The 16,093-nt window shown below is 67.0% G+C and carries 16 protein-coding genes and 1 tRNA gene; 14 read left to right on the plus strand and 3 right to left on the minus strand.

What is annotated here, in order from left to right; genetic code table 11:
- Positions 1 to 86: 86 nt before the first annotated feature.
- Positions 87 to 806: a response regulator gene (locus ASE96_RS13125; RefSeq protein WP_056431110.1), complete on the minus strand. Its 720-nt coding sequence runs from the start codon at positions 804 to 806 to the stop codon at positions 87 to 89.
- On the minus strand, positions 803 to 2,512 hold the full coding sequence (locus ASE96_RS13130) for a sensor histidine kinase (protein ID WP_056431112.1): 1,710 nt from the start codon (positions 2,510 to 2,512) through the stop codon (positions 803 to 805). The genes ASE96_RS13125 and ASE96_RS13130 overlap by 4 nt, the downstream gene beginning before the upstream one ends.
- A 138-nt stretch (positions 2,513 to 2,650) precedes the next feature.
- On the opposite strand from ASE96_RS13130, the gene ASE96_RS13135 reads away from it, so the two are divergent.
- From ASE96_RS13135 to ASE96_RS13180, 10 genes are all read left to right on the plus strand, one after another.
- Entirely contained in the window at positions 2,651 to 4,018 is a 1,368-nt protein-coding gene (locus ASE96_RS13135; protein WP_056431115.1) for a cation:dicarboxylate symporter family transporter, read from the plus strand.
- Between the two features lie 303 nt (positions 4,019 to 4,321).
- Positions 4,322 to 5,221, plus strand: a complete 900-nt coding sequence (locus ASE96_RS13140) for a ParA family protein (protein WP_056431118.1) — start codon at positions 4,322 to 4,324, stop codon at positions 5,219 to 5,221.
- 8 nt (positions 5,222 to 5,229) lie between these two features.
- Positions 5,230 to 6,141, plus strand: coding sequence for a segregation and condensation protein A (locus tag ASE96_RS13145; protein ID WP_056431119.1), 912 nt, complete (start codon positions 5,230 to 5,232; stop codon positions 6,139 to 6,141).
- An 89-nt stretch (positions 6,142 to 6,230) separates the two neighbouring features.
- Positions 6,231 to 6,812 (plus strand): SMC-Scp complex subunit ScpB, encoded by a 582-nt coding sequence (gene scpB / locus ASE96_RS13150; RefSeq protein ID WP_235500278.1) that lies wholly within the window; start codon positions 6,231 to 6,233, stop codon positions 6,810 to 6,812.
- A 117-nt stretch (positions 6,813 to 6,929) separates the two neighbouring features.
- Positions 6,930 to 8,234 carry a pseudouridine synthase gene (locus ASE96_RS13155; protein ID WP_056431126.1) on the plus strand — a complete coding sequence of 435 codons (1,305 nt, stop codon included), beginning with the start codon at positions 6,930 to 6,932 and terminating at the stop codon, positions 8,232 to 8,234.
- 2 nt (positions 8,235 to 8,236) lie between these two features.
- Positions 8,237 to 9,346 carry a prephenate dehydrogenase gene (locus tag ASE96_RS13160; RefSeq protein WP_056431129.1) on the plus strand — a complete coding sequence of 370 codons (1,110 nt, stop codon included), beginning with the start codon at positions 8,237 to 8,239 and terminating at the stop codon, positions 9,344 to 9,346.
- Positions 9,346 to 10,074: a (d)CMP kinase gene (gene cmk, locus ASE96_RS13165; protein WP_056431132.1), complete on the plus strand. Its 729-nt coding sequence runs from the start codon at positions 9,346 to 9,348 to the stop codon at positions 10,072 to 10,074. The genes ASE96_RS13160 and cmk overlap by 1 nt, the downstream gene beginning before the upstream one ends.
- Positions 10,075 to 10,159: 85 nt before the next feature.
- Positions 10,160 to 10,840, plus strand: coding sequence for a lysophospholipid acyltransferase family protein (locus ASE96_RS13170; RefSeq protein ID WP_056432162.1), 681 nt, complete (start codon positions 10,160 to 10,162; stop codon positions 10,838 to 10,840).
- A complete protein-coding gene (gene der, locus ASE96_RS13175) occupies positions 10,837 to 12,387 on the plus strand; it encodes a ribosome biogenesis GTPase Der (protein ID WP_056431135.1) in 1,551 nt (516 codons plus the stop codon). Before ASE96_RS13170 ends, der begins: the two co-directional genes overlap by 4 nt.
- Before the next feature lie 165 nt (positions 12,388 to 12,552).
- Positions 12,553 to 12,629 (plus strand) — tRNA-Pro (locus ASE96_RS13180).
- A gap of 103 nt (positions 12,630 to 12,732) precedes the next feature.
- Here ASE96_RS13180 and ASE96_RS13185 read toward each other — a convergent pair.
- Positions 12,733 to 13,602 (minus strand): Fpg/Nei family DNA glycosylase, encoded by an 870-nt coding sequence (locus ASE96_RS13185; protein WP_056431137.1) that lies wholly within the window; start codon positions 13,600 to 13,602, stop codon positions 12,733 to 12,735.
- 146 nt (positions 13,603 to 13,748) lie between these two features.
- On the opposite strand from ASE96_RS13185, the gene gcvH reads away from it, so the two are divergent.
- The 4 genes from gcvH to ASE96_RS13205 all read left to right on the plus strand — a co-directional run bounded on the left by gcvH (position 13,749) and on the right by ASE96_RS13205 (position 16,008).
- Entirely contained in the window at positions 13,749 to 14,135 is a 387-nt protein-coding gene (gene gcvH, locus ASE96_RS13190; RefSeq protein WP_056431139.1) for a glycine cleavage system protein GcvH, read from the plus strand.
- Between the two features lie 153 nt (positions 14,136 to 14,288).
- The gene (locus ASE96_RS13195; protein ID WP_056431144.1) at positions 14,289 to 14,765 is read left to right on the plus strand and encodes an FHA domain-containing protein; all 477 of its coding nucleotides are present in this window, start codon (positions 14,289 to 14,291) and stop codon (positions 14,763 to 14,765) included.
- Positions 14,766 to 14,788: 23 nt separating this feature from the next.
- Entirely contained in the window at positions 14,789 to 15,505 is a 717-nt protein-coding gene (gene ftsR / locus ASE96_RS13200) for a transcriptional regulator FtsR (RefSeq protein ID WP_056431147.1), read from the plus strand.
- Positions 15,505 to 16,008: a bifunctional nuclease family protein gene (locus ASE96_RS13205; protein WP_056431150.1), complete on the plus strand. Its 504-nt coding sequence runs from the start codon at positions 15,505 to 15,507 to the stop codon at positions 16,006 to 16,008. Before ftsR ends, ASE96_RS13205 begins: the two co-directional genes overlap by 1 nt.
- Positions 16,009 to 16,093 lie beyond the last annotated feature (85 nt).

The raw sequence follows: 16,093 nt of genomic DNA on the forward strand, positions 1-16,093 counted from the left end.
CCCGGCGCCGAGTAGGCATTTCGCGGCAATGTTCCACGGAATCACTGCCGCGAAATGCGCACTCGGCGGACGAGGGAGCGGAAGGCTTACGACGCCGGCCGAGTCCAGCGGTATTCGTTCTCCGGCCGGCCCGGTGTGCCGTAACGTGCCGTCCGGGAGACCGTGCCGGCGTCGGCGAGGTATTCCAGGTAGCGCCGGGCGGTGACCCGGGACATGCCGAGTGCGTCCATGACCTCGCTCGCTGACACGGCCCCGGACTGCTGCTTCATGAAGTCCTGCACCGAGTCCAGCGTTGACGCGGCCAGGCCCTTGGGCAGCGGCAGCTCGGAAGGCGCCCGCAGGCTCGCAAAGGCCTGGTCCACGTCGCTCTGCGACGCGCCGGGACCGGCGTGTCCGGCGGCGGGGGAGGTCAGCTGCTCGCGGAAGTGACGGTAGCTGGCGAGCTTGTCCGCGAACGTGGCGAAGGTGAACGGCTTGATCAGGTACTGGACCACCCCGGTGGCCACCGCGCTGCGGACTATATTCAGTTCCCGGACGGCTGTGATGGCGATGATGTCGGCGAACAATCCGGCGGCGCGCATCCGCCGCGCGATGTCCAGCCCATGCAGGTCCGGCAGGTTCATGTCCAGCAGCACCAGCTCCACGGGGGTGCCCGCCGCTGCGAAGTCCGTCATCAGCCGGAGCGCGGACTGTCCGTCCGGGGCCGAACCGGCCAGCGTGAATCCCTCCAGCCGGCCGATGTAGGCGGCGTGGGCTGCCGCGGCGATGGGCTCGTCTTCGACGACGAGTACACGGATGTCGCTCATTGCTGTCCCTCGGTGGTCAGTGATGTCGCCGTTGATGCCGCCGGCGACGTTGGCAGCGTGACCCGGAACAGCGCCCCGGCCGGGCTTGTGATTGTCATGGTACCGCCGAGCCGCTGCACCGCCTGGCGGACCAGCGCCAGCCCCAGGCCCCGCCCGAACGGCCCCGGAGACTTGGTGCTGAAGCCGTGCCGGAAGATGTCGTCCACAGCCTGCGGATCGATCCCGGGGCCGCTGTCCTCCACCGTGATCTCCAAGGCGCCGGGGGAGGCCTCCACCGTGAGCTCCACGAGTCTTGGCGCGGGTGCCTCGGCCGCGGCGTCGATGGCGTTGTCCAGGAGGTTGCCCAGGATGGCCACAAGGTCCTGCACCGCCAGCCCGGTCACTGGAGTGGGCCCATGCCCGTTCCCGCCGGTGTTGAGGGTCAACTCGACGCCCCGCTCGTGGGCCTCGGCGGCCTTGCCCATGATGAGGGCTCCCAGCACAGGCTCCTCGATGGAACTCACCAGGTCATCGGTCAGCCGCTGGCTGAGCTCAAGGTCCTGGGTGGCGAAGTCCAAGGCTTCCGTGCCCCGTCCCAGCTCCATCAGGGAGACGATCGTATGCAGCCGGTTGGCGTGTTCGTGGGTCTGGGCGCGCAGGGCATCGGAGAGCGTGCGCATGGTCTCCAGCTCGCTGCCGAGGGACTCGATCTCCGTGCGGTCGCGGATCGTGGCGACGGTTCCGTAGACGGCCGCGCCGGTGCGTCCGGCGGCGGAGCCGGGCCCGACGGCGGGTCCCTGGTTCACCACGAGGATCCGCGAGCCGGTCAGGTGGATCTCGTCGAGCGCGGTCCGGCCCGATTCGAATAGTTCCCTGAGGCTGGGGGCCAGCGGGAGGTCAGCGAGCGACGGCGCCTCCTGCCGGCCGCCGTCGGCCGCTGTACCGTCGCCGCCGGCAGCCGCATCTCCGGGGTTTGACGTGCGGGGAGCGAGGCCCAGCAGTTCGGCGGCCTGGTCGTTGTACATCACCACCTTGCCCTTGGGATCTATCAGAATGACGCCTTCGCGGACCGAGTGAAGGACAGATTCGTAGTACGCGAAGAGCTGGGCGAGCTGCTCCGGGCCCCAGCCCCGGGTGACCTGCCGGAGGTACCGTCCCAGCAGCCAGGACGCCGCCGATCCGCCCGCGAGCAGGGCCAGCCCGATCGCGAGCAGCGCCGGCAGCCTGCCGGAGACGGCGATGTCCACGGTGCGGACGGTTACCCCGGCTGCGACGAGGGCCCGCACCGTGCCGTCCGCGTCCTTGACCGGGGCAATGGTGCGGACGGAGGGGCCGAGGGTGCCGGCCGTGATTTCGGTGAAGACCTGGCCGTTCAGGGCGGCGTCGATGGAGCCGATATAGGGCTTGCCGAGTTCCTCGTTCTTCGGGTGGGTCCACCGGGTGCGGTCCGGCGCCATGATCGTGATGAAGTCAGCGTCCGCGTCCGCCATGACCTTGAGGGCGTAGGGCTGCAGGAGGGGCGTGGGATCCGCGGCGCCTGCCGCGTCCAGCACGAGGGGGTTGTCCGCCATGGTGGTCGCGACGGCGGCCATCCGCCGGCCGGCCTCGTCATAGGCCTGGTCGCGGGCATCAACGAACGTGGCCGTGCCGACGACGGCCGTCAGTGCCAGCATAAACAGCAGATGGGCAACAAACAGCCGTCGGGCGATGCTCCAGCGGTGGATCATCAACACCTTCCATGACCAATATGAACGCAAGGGTGATGCGCGTCACTCCATCACCAATGATGGTGGAACACGCAGAACGGACGCGACGGGCCCACAGCCTGGGCCGCACCGACTTCCAGCCTATCCAAGGAGAACACCATGGCCTCTCAACGAGGAGAGTCAGCGGCACTGGCCGCGACGCCGGTCAAGAAGCGCAAGGGGCTCGACAAGTCCCATTATCTGTACATCGCGGTCATCGCCGCCGTCATCCTCGGGGCCCTGGTGGGGCTGCTCTTCCCCGAGTTCGCCAAATCCCTGAAGCCCCTCGGTGACGGGTTCATCAAACTCATCAAGATGATGATCGGCCCGGTCATCTTCTGCACCATCGTGCTGGGCATCGGTTCGATCGCCAAGGCGGCCACCGTCGGCAAGGTCGGCGGTCTGGCGCTGGGCTACTTCATGGTCATGTCCACCTTCGCGCTGGCCATCGGCCTCGTGGTCGGCAACCTGATCCACCCGGGCGAGGGCCTCAAGCTGGCCCCCTACGATCCGAACAAGAAGGCCGCCACTGACAGCACCGTCGACTTCCTGCTGGGCATCATCCCCGGCGACATCCCGGTTCTGCCGACCCTTCTCGCCGCGCTGCTGGTGGGCTTCGCCCTCCAGCAGATGGGGTCGCAGGGCGCCCCGATCCTCAAGGCCGTCGGCTACGGCCAGGCCCTCGTCTTCCGCATCCTGGTCATGATCATGTGGCTGGCCCCGGTCGGAGCCTTCGGCGCGATCGCCGCCGTCGTCGGCGCCACCGGCATGCAGGCCATTCTCAGCATGGCCACCCTGATGGGCGCGTTCTACATCACCTGCGCCCTGTTCATCGTGGTGATCCTCGGCGGCCTGCTCAAGGTCGTCGCCGGCGTCAACATCTTCCGGCTGATGAAGTACCTCGGCCGCGAGTACCTGCTGATCTTCTCCACCTCATCCTCCGAAGCCGCCCTGCCGCGCCTGATTGCGAAGATGGAACACCTGGGCGTGTCCAAACCGGTTGTCGGCGTCACGGTCCCCACCGGCTACTCCTTCAACCTCGACGGCACCGCCATCTACCTGACCATGGCATCCCTGTTCGTGGCCAACGCCATGGGCACCCCGCTGGACCTCGGCGCCCAGGTCTCCCTCCTGATCTTCATGATCATTGCCTCCAAGGGGGCTGCCGGTGTCACCGGCGCCGGGCTGGCCACCCTGGCTGCCGGACTCCAGGCCCATAAGCCGGAACTGCTCGGCGGCGTCGGCATGATCGTCGGAATCGACCGCTTTATGTCCGAGGCCCGCGCCCTGACCAACTTCACCGGCAACGCCGTCGCCACCGTGCTGATCGGCACGTGGGTCAAGGAAATCGACGGCGGACGCGTAGAGCGGGTCCTCGCCGGCGGCGAACCCTTCGACGAGCAGACGATGATCGCCGGACACGGTGTGCACGATGCGGCCCCGGAAGCTACCACCGAGCCGGCCCGGCCGGTTCTGGCTAACGCCTGATACGCAGCACGACCCCACAAAACCGCCCGGACGCCCCCAAGGGTCCGGGCGGTTTTTCGTGCCCGGACGGGAACCTTCGACTTCTACCAGAAGGTTGAGGCTCAAATATTGGCCGCTGTCAAGGTCCGCGGAATACCGTGTCGGGCGCTGTAACCTTGGGAGGAATAAGATCGGCGCTGGACGTCCAGCACAGATCAAAAAGCATGATGATCACGCAGGCAGCAACACCAAGCAGGCAGAGACATCACGCAGGCAGCAACACCAGGCACGACCATCACCGTCATCGAAAGTGTGGATAGATACGTGAGCAGCGAACAGGGTTCAGCAACTCTGGAAGGCACCGAACTCGATCTGGAAGACGCCGTCATGGGCCCCACCGGGCGCCCTCAACGCGACTTTCCGGAGCCCGCGCCGCTGTCATCCCACGGCCCCGCGCGGGTCATCGCCATGGTCAACCAGAAGGGCGGAGTGGGTAAAACCACCTCCACCATCAACCTGGCTGCCGCGCTGGCCGAATACGGCCGCCGCGTGCTCCTTGTCGACTTCGACCCGCAGGGCGCCCTCTCCGCCGGCCTCGGCATCAACCCCCACGAACTGGACCTCACGGTCTACAACGTCCTGATGGACCGCAAGGTGGACATCCGCGACGCCATTCACAAGACCGGCGTCGAGAACGTGGACCTGCTTCCGGCCAACATCGACCTGTCGGCCGCGGAAGTCCAGCTCGTCAACGAGGTTGCCCGCGAGCAGGTGCTGGACCGTGCCCTCAAGAAGGTCGAGGACGATTACGACGTCGTCCTGATCGACTGCCAGCCCTCCCTCGGCCTGCTCACCGTCAACGCGCTGACCGCCGCCCACGGCGTCATCATCCCGCTCATCTGCGAGTTCTTCGCCCTGCGCGCCGTCGCGCTGCTGGTGGAGACCATCGACAAGGTCCAGGACCGGCTGAACCCCCGGCTCCAGGTCGACGGCGTCCTGGCCACCATGTATGACGCCCGCACCCTGCACAGCCGCGAGGTGATCTCGCGCCTGGTGGAGGCCTTCGGCGACAAGGTCTTCGAGACCGTGATCAAGCGGTCCATCAAGTTCGCCGATGCCACCGTCGCGGCCGAGCCCATCACCAGCTACGCCGGCAACCATATCGGCGCCGACGCCTACCGCAACCTGGCCAAAGAGCTCATTTCGCGCGGCGGCGCGCCCTAGTCAGGGCTGTGGCAGGGGCGGAAGCTCCGACGGCGGACGTCTCGCCGCCGGACGCGAAGAGCGGCGCGGTGAGCAACCCGGCGGCAGACACAGGGCAGCTGGAGGCGTCCGCCGGGAAGAAACCTGGGTTCGAGGTCCGGCTTGCCAACTTCACCGGTCCCTTCGACCTCCTGCTCGGACTGATTTCCAAGCACCAGCTGGACATCACCGAGGTGGCACTGTCCACCGTCACCGACGAATTCATCAAGTACATCAAGGGTCTGCAGAAACTGGGCGAGGAGTGGGCCCTTGATGAGGCCAGCGAATTCCTGGTCATTGCCGCCACCTTGCTGGACCTCAAGGCAGCACGGCTGTTGCCCGCCGGCGAGGTTGAGGACGAGGAAGACATCGCCCTGCTGGAGGCCCGTGACCTGCTGTTCGCCCGGCTCCTGCAGTACAAGGCGTTCAAGCACGTGGCGGGCATGATGGGGTCCACCCTCGAGCTTGAGGCCGCCCGGTATCCCCGGCAGGTCGCGCTGGAAGGACACTTCGCGGCACTTCTGCCGGAACTGCTGTGGCGGCACACCCCGCAGCAGTTCGCAGCCCTCGCCGAGGCCGCCCTCAAACCCAAGGAAGCCGCACCCACCGAGGTCGGCCTCGCCCACCTGCACGGCACCCCCGTCAGCGTCAAGGAACAGGCCGAACTGCTGGGGTGCCGGCTGCAGCATGCCGGCCCGCTGACCTTCCGGGCGCTGATCGCCGACGCCGAATCCACGCTCGTTGTCGTGGCACGCTTCCTGGCGCTGCTGGAGCTGTTCCGGGACAAGGCAGTGGCCTTTGAACAGTTGCTCCCGCTGGGGGACCTGACGGTCCGCTGGACCGCCGACGGCGAAGCCTGGAGCAGCGCGAACCTGAGTGAAGAATATGAGGAGCAGCCGTGAACGAAGCACCCGACACCGGTCCCGACACCGGCCTGCCCGACGTCGGCAGCTTGCCCGGCGGCGCCCGGGCAGCCCTCGAGGCCGTCCTGATGGTGATCGACCAGCCGGCGACGGCGGCCGAGCTCGCCTCCGGCCTGAACCTGACCGTCGACGTCGTCGAGGACCTGCTCGCGGAACTGCAGCGGGAGTATAACGGCTATACTGTTAATGCCCCGGATGTGGACGATGCCAGTTTCGCTATCAATACTGCTGGTTTCCGTGCCGCCCCCCGGGGTTTTGAATTGCGGAATATCGCCGGAGGCTGGCGGATCTATTCACGCGCGGAGTTCGCCGACATCGTCGGCGGGTTCGTGCTGGAGGGACAGACAGCCAGGCTGACGCAGGCGGCGCTCGAAACGCTCGCCGTCATCGCTTACCGCCAGCCTGTATCAAGGGCGCGGGTGTCTGCAATTCGAGGAGTCAACGTTGACTCTGTCGTGCGGACGCTGACGCAGCGGGGGCTGATCGAGGATTCAGGAAATGATCCTGAATCCGGGGCCATCCTGTACCGCACGACGTCGTATTTCCTGGAAAGAATGGGAATCGGCTCGGTGGCGGAACTACCGCACCTTTCCCCCCATCTTCCGGGGCTGGAAGGCATCGAAGAGTTCTACGACGCAGGAAGAATGTAGACAGTATTGGTGCAGGCACAACTGCCTGCGCACGAGTATCCACCGGGGCGCTGTTTGCCCCAGCCGGCGGGTGCTGTCGGGAGACAGCGGCCGTGGACAACAAACGAAGGACGGGTCATGACACAGGCGGGACGCCAGGGTTCACCACGTAACAGTTCGGGACGCAACAGTGCCGGACAAAGCAGCGCCGGACAAAGCAGAGGTCAGGGCTCCGGCCGCGGCGCACAGGGCGGCGCAGGCCGCAGCGGCGCAGCCGACTACAAGGGCGGCTCCGGCCGCCCACAGGGCGGAAGCCGCAGCGGGGGAGCAGGCTACAAGGGCGGCAGCGACCGCCCCTTCAAGCACCCCAAGCCCCGCGAAGAGGCCTTCATCGATCCGGACCTGCAGGGACCCGACGGTGCGCCGTCGGCAAGGCCGTCGACAAGCCGCCCCGCCTCCGGGGACTGGAAGTCCAAGGCGCCCTCCGGCAAGGACGCGGCCCGCAAGGCTGCCGCCCGCAAGCCCGGCTTCGGCAAGGCCCCCGGCACGCCCGGGGCCCTCAAGCCCAAGCCGCGCATCGGCGCCGGAGCGGCCAAGGCCACCGGTTCCCGCGCCTTCGGCAGCGAACGCTTCGGGCAGAGCCTCGGGCCCGTGCGCAAGCCGGCCCGCAAGCGCGGACCCCGCGCCGAGGTGCCGCAGTCTGAACTGCATGACCAAGACGGCATCCGCCTCCAGAAGGTCATGGCATCGGCCGGCGTCGCCTCACGGCGTGTCTGCGAAGAAATGATCGCCGAGGGCCGGGTTGAGGTCGACGGCCAGGTGGTCACCGAGCTCGGTGTCCGCGTCGACCCGAAGTCGGCCGTGATCCACGTCGACGGCCTCCGCATCCAGCTGGACGAGAACATGGTCTACATGGTGTTCAACAAGCCCAAGGGCGTTGTCTCCACCATGGAAGACCCGGACGGCCGCCCGTGCATCAGCGACTTCGTCCGCAACAGCCATGGCGAACGCCTGTTCCACGTCGGACGCCTTGACGTCGCCACCGAGGGACTGCTGCTGCTGACCAACGACGGCGAACTCGCCAACCGCCTGACGCACCCGTCCTACGAAGTGCCCAAGACCTACCTCGTGCAGGTCCGCGGGCCCTTCCCGCAGGGTATCGGTGCCGAGCTGAAGGCCGGCGTCGAACTCGAGGACGGCATCGCTTCGGTGGACTCCTTCAAGCTCGTTGACTCCACCCCGGGCCACGTGCTGATCGAGGTGGTGCTGCACTCGGGCAAGAACCGGATCGTCCGCCGCCTGTTCGACGCCGTCGGTTTCCCGGTGCTTCGCCTGGTCCGCGTGAAGGTCGGGCCCATCGGCCTGGGCGACCAGCGCCAGGGCAGCATCCGCAACCTCGGCAAGCAGGAAGTCGGCCACCTGCTGGCATCCGTAGGGCTGTAGGCATGTCCGCCTTTCGCACCCACGGCCGCGGCCACCTCAACGGCCCGGTCGTGGTCGTGGGGACCGGGCTCCTTGGCACCAGCATCGGACTGGGCCTGCGGGGCCGCGGAGTGGCAGTCTTCCTCTCCGACCCTTCGCCCACCAACCAGGCGGTCGCCGTCGACATCGGCGCCGGCCTGCCTTTGGCGCGCCTTGACGGTGAGCAGCCGGAACTCGTGGTGGTCGCCGCACCGCCGGATGTCACCGCCGATGTTGTGGAACGCGCCCTCAAGGACTACCCCGAGGCCACTGTCGTGGACATCGCCAGCGTCAAGGCCGGCATCCAGGCCGAGCTCCGCACCCGCGGCGCCGACCTCAGCCGGTACGTGGGCACCCACCCGATGGCGGGCCGTGAAAAGTCGGGTCCCGTCGCCGCCCGCGGTGAACTGTTCACCTCGATGCCGTGGGTACTGTGCCCCTCGGAAGAGACCCTTCCGCAGGCCCTCAAGGCAGCGCACGCGCTGGCCGGGGACCTCGGCGCCGTCGTCTCCGAGTTCGCGGCCGAGGAACACGACGAGGCGGTGGCGCTCGTCTCGCACGTGCCCCAGGTGGTGTCCTCCCTCGTGGCCAGCCGGCTGCAGGGCACACCCCTGCACGCGCTGTCCCTCGCCGGCAACGGACTGCGGGACGTCACCCGGATCGCGGCGAGCGACCCCACCCTGTGGGTGCAGATCCTCGGCGCGAACGCGGACAAGGTGGTGGATATCCTGCACGGGGTCCGCGAAGACCTCAACCGGCTCATCGGCACGCTCGAGAACCCGACGGCGCCCGGCGCCCGGCTCGACCTCGCGCAACTGATCAGCGAAGGCAACGCCGGGCAGTCCCGCATCCCGGGCAAGCACGGCGGACCGCCGCAGGCGTACTCCTGGCTGACTGTCCTGGTGGACGACACGCCCGGACAGATCGCCAGGCTCCTGACGGAGATCGGCGAGATCGGCGTCAACCTCGAGGACCTCAGGCTGGACCACTCCTCGGGACAGAACGTGGGCATGGTGGAAATCTCCGTGCTGCCCAACAAGCACGAAATGTTAATCGAAGCCCTCAATGACCGCGGATGGCGGGTACTCCAGTAATGACCCAGGAACTTATTGAAAGCGTGGACATTCTCCGTCCCGGAAAAAGCCTTGTCGTCGCAATCGACGGGCCGTCCGGATCGGGCAAGTCCAGCGTCAGCAAAGAGGTGGCACGGCGGCTCAAGCTGGCCTACCTCGACACCGGTGCCATGTACCGCGCCCTGACCTGGTTCTGCCTGGACAGCGGCACGGACCTGGACGACGGCGCCGCGGTGGAGGCGGCCGCCGAGAACCTCCCGCTGGAAATCAGCACGAGCCCGCTGGAGGAATACGTCCGGGTGGGCGGCACCGACGTCACCCTCGCGATCCGGGAGCCGTCGATATCCGCCGCCGTCAGCGCCGTCGCCACCACCCTCGGCGCCCGCACCGAACTGATCCGCCGGCAGCGCGAGCTGATCGAAAAGCACCACCGCCGCATGGTGGTCGAAGGACGGGACATCACCACCGTCGTCGCGCCCCATGCCGAAGTACGGATGCTGCTCACCGCGAGCGAGGAGGCGCGGCTGCGCCGCCGGGGCATCCAGCTCGGCGGCAGCCAGAGCGCCGAACAGCTCGCCGCGCAGGTAACCCAGCGCGACGCGAAGGACTCGACCGTGGTGAACTTCACCCGGGCCGCCGACGGCGTGGTCACGCTGGACTCCTCGGAGCTCGATTTCGCCGAGACCGTCGACGCCGCGCTCAGCATCGTCGACGGCATCGTCAACCACCAGGCCCTCAACCGTGACTGACGCCGGGCAGCGGCCGGGCATGTCTCCTGCCGGGGCTTCCGACGCCGCGGTGCCGGCCCGCTGGACCACCCTCTGGAGCCGGCCCGTGGGCTGGGCCCTGAACCACGTCCTGTACCGGACCTCGGTCACCGGCCGCTCGAACGTTCCGGCGACGGGTCCGGTGATCTTCGCCGGAAACCACATCAGCTTCCTGGACGGACCGGTGATGTTCGGGGCGTCCCCGCGGGCCATGCACATCCTGGTCAAGAAGGAGATGTTCACCGGTTTCCTCGGCCGGGTGCTCCAGGCCTCCGGTCAGCTGGCCGTGGACCGCACGGGCGACCGGGCGGCCCTCCTGACGGCCAAGAGCGTGCTGGATGCCGGCCGGTGCATCGGCATCCTTCCCGAAGGGACGCGGGGGAGCGGCGAAGCCTCCGCCATCAACAACGGGGTCGCCTGGCTCGCGCTGAACTCCGGTGCGACCGTGGTCCCCGTGGCCATCCTTGGTACCCGGACCGGCGGCGAACACCTCGACGCCGTTCCGCGGCTGCGCCGGCGTTTGCACGTCAGCTTCGGCGGAGCCCTCAACGTCAGCCGCAGGCCCGGTGAGACCGGGCGTGTTTCAATGGACAGGGCCGGAACCGAGATCCGCGCCGCGCTGGCCCGCCATGTCCAGGACTCGATCCAAAGAACCGGGCAGCCCCTGCCCGACGCGGATTCCCCGCAAGAACGTCATGAAGCAGCAGCCGGGACGCCGGCAGATCACCCCATAAGGAAAGTGCAATGAGCGATACGACTCAAACCTCCGGCCCCTTTGGCGCCGGCGAAGACGAATACACGCCCACCGGCACGGACCAGGTGGCCGAACACCTTGCCGCCCTGGACGATGAGGAAGCCGAGGTCCGCGCGGCCTCCCTCCGGGCCGGCCTGGACGACTACGAACTGGATGAAGACGACGCCGCGCTCCTGAGCGGCGAATACGACGACGAGGATTTCGACGGCCCGGTCAAGCTTGACCCGGTCCTGGCCATCATCGGCCGGCCCAACGTGGGCAAGTCCACCCTGGTGAACCGTATCCTCGGCCGCCGCGAAGCCGTGGTGGAAGACACCCCCGGCGTCACGCGTGACCGCGTGATGTACTCGGCGACGTGGAACGGCCGGAACTTCACCGTGGTCGACACCGGCGGCTGGGAGCACGATGCCCGCGGCATCCACGCCCGTGTTGCCGAACAGGCCGAGATGGCCGTGGAACTCGCCGACGCCGTGCTGTTCGTCGTCGACTCCGCCGTCGGCGCCACGGCCACGGACGAAGCCGTCGTCAAGATGCTCCGCCGGTCCAAGAAGCCGGTCATCATGGTGGCCAACAAGGTGGACGACTTCGCGCAGGAAGCCGACTCGGCAACCCTCTGGGGCCTCGGTTTCGGCGAGCCGTACCCGGTATCGGCTTTACACGGCCGCGGCGTCGCCGACCTCCTGGACCACGTGATGGACACGCTGCCCGAGTTCTCCACCATCGAAGGCCTGGAGCGTTCCGGCGGTCCGCGCCGGATCGCCCTGATCGGGCGTCCGAACGTCGGCAAGTCCTCGCTGCTGAACAAGCTGGCCGGTTCCGAGCGCGTTGTTGTGGACAACACCGCCGGCACCACCCGCGACCCGGTGGATGAGTTCATCGAACTCGGCGGCCGCACCTGGCGTTTCGTGGATACCGCCGGTATCCGCCGCCGCCAGCACATGGCGCAGGGCGCGGACTTCTACGCCTCGCTGCGGACGCAGAGCGCCCTCGAAAAGGCCGAGGTCGCCGTCGTCCTCCTCGCGGTGGACGAGGTGCTCAGCGAGCAGGACGTCCGCATCCTGCAGCTGGCCATCGAATCCGGCCGTGCCCTGGTTCTGGCGTTCAACAAGTGGGACCTGCTGGACGACGAGCGCCGCACCTACCTGGAACGTGAAATCGAGCAGGACCTGGCCCACGTGGCGTGGGCGCCGCGCGTCAACATTTCGGCGCTGACCGGCTGGCACAAGGACAGGCTGGTCCCTGCCCTGGACACCGCCCTGGAGAGCTGGGACAAGCGCATCCCCACCGGCCGGCTCAACGCCTTCCTGGGCGAACTCGTCGCGGCGCACCCGCACCCGGTCCGCGGCGGCAAGCAGCCCCGCATCCTCTTCGGCACCCAGGCCTCCAGCCGTCCGCCGAAGTTCGTGCTCTTCACCACCGGATTCCTGGACCCGGGCTACCGCCGCTTCATCACCCGCCGGCTCCGCGAAACCTTCGGATTCGAGGGCACGCCCATCGAGGTCAACATGCGTGTGCGGGAAAAGCGCGGCAAGAAGCGCTAATTCCGGACCGCCCGCCGAGGGAAAAAGTTCCCGTGACAGGCCAAAAGTGTCACGGGCACCCTCCGGGATCGTGTAAGCTTTTCAAGGTGGTTCGGCCGGACTGCTCAGATGAAATCTTCTGGATATTCAGAGGATGGAATCGGGAGCGGAGAACGGCGGAACCAGCGGGCTGTAGCGCAGCTTGGTAGCGCACTTGACTGGGGGTCAAGGGGTCGCAGGTTCAAATCCTGTCAGCCCGACCAACAGAAAGTACCCCGTCATTCCCGATCAGGGAGTGGCGGGGTTTTCTGCTTCCCCGGCCCGGTTCCCAGCAAGGGCCCGGGCCGACACAAAGGGCGGCGACGCCTATTTCAGGAAACGCGACGTCCGGCGGTCGGCCAGGATTTTGCCCTGCGTCTGGCAGCCGGGACAGTACTGCAGGGCCGTATCGGCGAACGACACCTCGCGGACGGTGTCGCCGCACACCGGGCACGCTTCACCGGCCCGGCCGTGGACCCGCATGTGGCTCCGCTTCGTGTCCTTGAGTTCAGCGGGCGGCTTTCCGGCGGCTTCCCGGAGGGCCGTACCGAGAACGCTGTGGATGGCGTCGTAGAGCCGCTTGACCGCTTCGCCGTCCAGGGACTTCGCCAGGGCGAAGGGCGACATCCCGGCCGCATGCAGGATCTCGTCGCTGTAGGCGTTGCCGATGCCCGCCATTACACTTTGGCTCCGCAGCACACCCTTGATCTGGTGCGGACTGGCCGCGAGGATGCCCGCTAAGGTGTCGGCGTCGAACCCTTCACTGAACGGATCGGGCCCGAGGGCGGCGATTCCGGGAACGTCGGAGGGATCCCGGACCACATACACCGCCAGGCTCTTCTTCGTTCCGGCCTCGGTCAGATCGACGCCGAGCGGGCCGGAGCCGCCGGCAAATGACAGCCGCGCCGCGATGTAGCCCTTGCCGGGCTTCAGCGGGGTGTCGGTGGGCGCGTCGGTGAAGCGGACCCAGCCGGCCCGCGCCAGGTGGAAGACAAAGAACAGCCCCTCGGCATCCAGACTGACGAACTTACCGAAGCGGCGCACGCCGGTTACCGTCCGCCCCTCCAGTGCGGAGAAAGGCGGATCAGCGGTTTTCAGCACGGCGAAAGATACGATCTGGACCTTTGTGACGAGGGCGCCCCGCAGGTGCCCGTCCAGAAAGTCCGCGAGGGCCGCCACTTCCGGAAGCTCTGGCATTGCCTAGCCGATTTCGGTGTTTTCGGTCATCGCTTCATGATGCCAGAGTCCTCCCCGGGCCCGCCCGGATATGCCTATACTTTCACCGGCGGACAGTTCAGCTGACCGCCGAAGACAATGGTGATTGACCCGATGAAAGGCCCGTCATGAGCATCATTCCCGAAGAGCTGTCCTATACCGCAGAACACGAGTGGGTTTCCGCTCCGAACGCCGACGGTGTGGTGCGCGTGGGTATCACTGATTTTGCCCAGGACGCGCTGGGAGACGTCGTTTATGCACAGATGCCGGAGGCCGGCACCGCCATCAAGGCAAACGACGTCATCGGCGAGGTCGAGTCCACCAAGAGCGTCAGCGACATCTACGCTCCGGTCTCCGGTGAAGTGGTGGCCCGGAACGAGGCCCTGGACACCGATTCCGCCCTGATCAACTCGGATCCCTACGGTGAGGGCTGGCTGATGGAAATCAAGCTGGCGGAGGCCGACGCGATCGAGTCGCTCCTCAGTGCATCGGAGTACGAACAACAGGTAGGCTAAAGCTAAAGGCCATTCGGGCCGGGGCGTTGGGACAACCGTTGGGAAACCAGTCGAACGACGCCCCGCCGGAGGGCTGTATCCCGGATTTGCGAGGCATTTCCGGACGGCATGCGTTGTTTGCAGGGGGGACACCTGCAGCGAATGGAGGAATCAATGTTTGGGCACGAACACAACAACACCGGTGACGGCTATGGCACGGGTGGAGTGAAGGCTTCGGAGACCACGTCGATCAACCTCACCCCGGTCCGCGATGAACCCACCATCGCCCCGAAACTCTCGGCTGAGGAGCGGTCCGCCGTTGAGGCGCTGCCATATGGCTCCGCCCTGCTCGTGGCGCACAGCGGACCCAACACGGGCGCGCGTTTCCTGCTGGACTCGGACGTCACGACGGCGGGCCGGCACCCGGATGCCGACATCTTCCTCGACGACGTCACGGTTTCCCGCCGGCACGTCGAGTTCCGCCGCACGGCGCGCAGCTTCGAAGTGGTGGACACCGGAAGCCTGAACGGCACCTACGTGAACCACGACCGCGTCGACAGCGTGGAGCTGAAGTCCGGCAACGAAGTGCAGATCGGGAAGTTCCGTCTCACCTTCTACCTGAGCCCTGCCCGCGCAGCAGGCAACGTCTGATTCCGGGGTAGCTGCCTGTGGCCATGGCACAAGCTGAACGGCGCGGACCCCAGGTTCTGAACATCGGGGAAGTCCTGGCTCAACTGAGCGACGATTTCCCCAGCATGACGGCGTCAAAAATCCGGTTCCTCGAGGAAAAGGGGCTGATCAATCCCCAGCGGACCACTGCCGGGTACCGGCAGTACGCCGAGAACGACGTCGAGCGGCTGCGCTTCGTCCTGTCGCTCCAGCGGGACCAGTACCTGCCGCTGAAGGTTATCAAGGACTATCTCGATGCGATCGACCGCGGGGAACGCCCCGAGAACCTGCCCCCCGGTGTCACGGTCTCGCCGCGGATTGTCTCCGAGGAACTGGCTTCCGAACTGCAGAACCGGGTCCGCCGGCTCAGCGAGGAACAGCTCCGGGCGGAGTCCGGGGCGAGCGTTCCGCTGGTTGAATCGCTCCTGAGCTTCGGCCTGATCGGGCATGTCAACGGCAAATTCGATGAGAACGCCCTCCAGGTGGCCCGCGCCTGCGTGCAGCTGGAGAATCACGGCCTGGAACCGCGGCACCTGCGGCCGTTCCAGGCGGCCGCCGAGCGGGAATTCGGACTCGTGGAGCGCGCGGTGGCCACCCTGACCTCCCGCAAGGACGCCGCCTCCCATGCCCGGGCCGCCGAGGCCGCCCGGGAGATCAGCGAATTGTGCCTGACGCTGCACCGCGCGCTGGTTCAGGACCGCATCTCGAGGATGGACATCTGATGATTGAGGTGGAAATTGTAGGCGTGCGGATCGAACTGCCGTCGAACCAGCCGCTCGTCCTGCTCAAGGAGATCCACGGGGAGCGGCACGTGCCGATCTGGATCGGCACGCCCGAGGCCAGCGCGATCGCCTTGGCCCAGCAAGGGGTGGTGCCGCCGCGCCCAATGACCCACGACCTGCTGATCGACGTCGTCGAATCGCTTGGCCACAACATCGTCAGCGTGAATATCGTGGCCGTGGAAGACAACATCTTCTACGGGCAGCTCCAGTTCGAGAACGGGACCACCGTCAGCTCCCGCGCCTCGGACGCCCTGGCTCTCGCCCTCCGCGCCAAGTGCCGGATCTGGTGCGCCGATGCCGTGATGGAAGAGGCCGGAGTCCGGATCACCGAACACGACGAGGGTGAAGACACCCACCCGGGACCCGCCGTCGACGAAGAGGGGGAGCTGCGCAGGTTCCGCGAGTTCCTCGACGACGTCGAGCCTGAAGACTTCGCCGGTTGAGCGGGCCGGTGCCACATCAAGGTTAAAGTCGAGGATGAAAGTTTCGACACGCCCCGGCAATACCCCGAACGTCTTTGACCTTGGG

Origin of the sequence: Arthrobacter sp. Leaf69, from assembly GCF_001422645.1 — a bacterium.
Classification (GTDB): domain Bacteria; phylum Actinomycetota; class Actinomycetes; order Actinomycetales; family Micrococcaceae; genus Arthrobacter.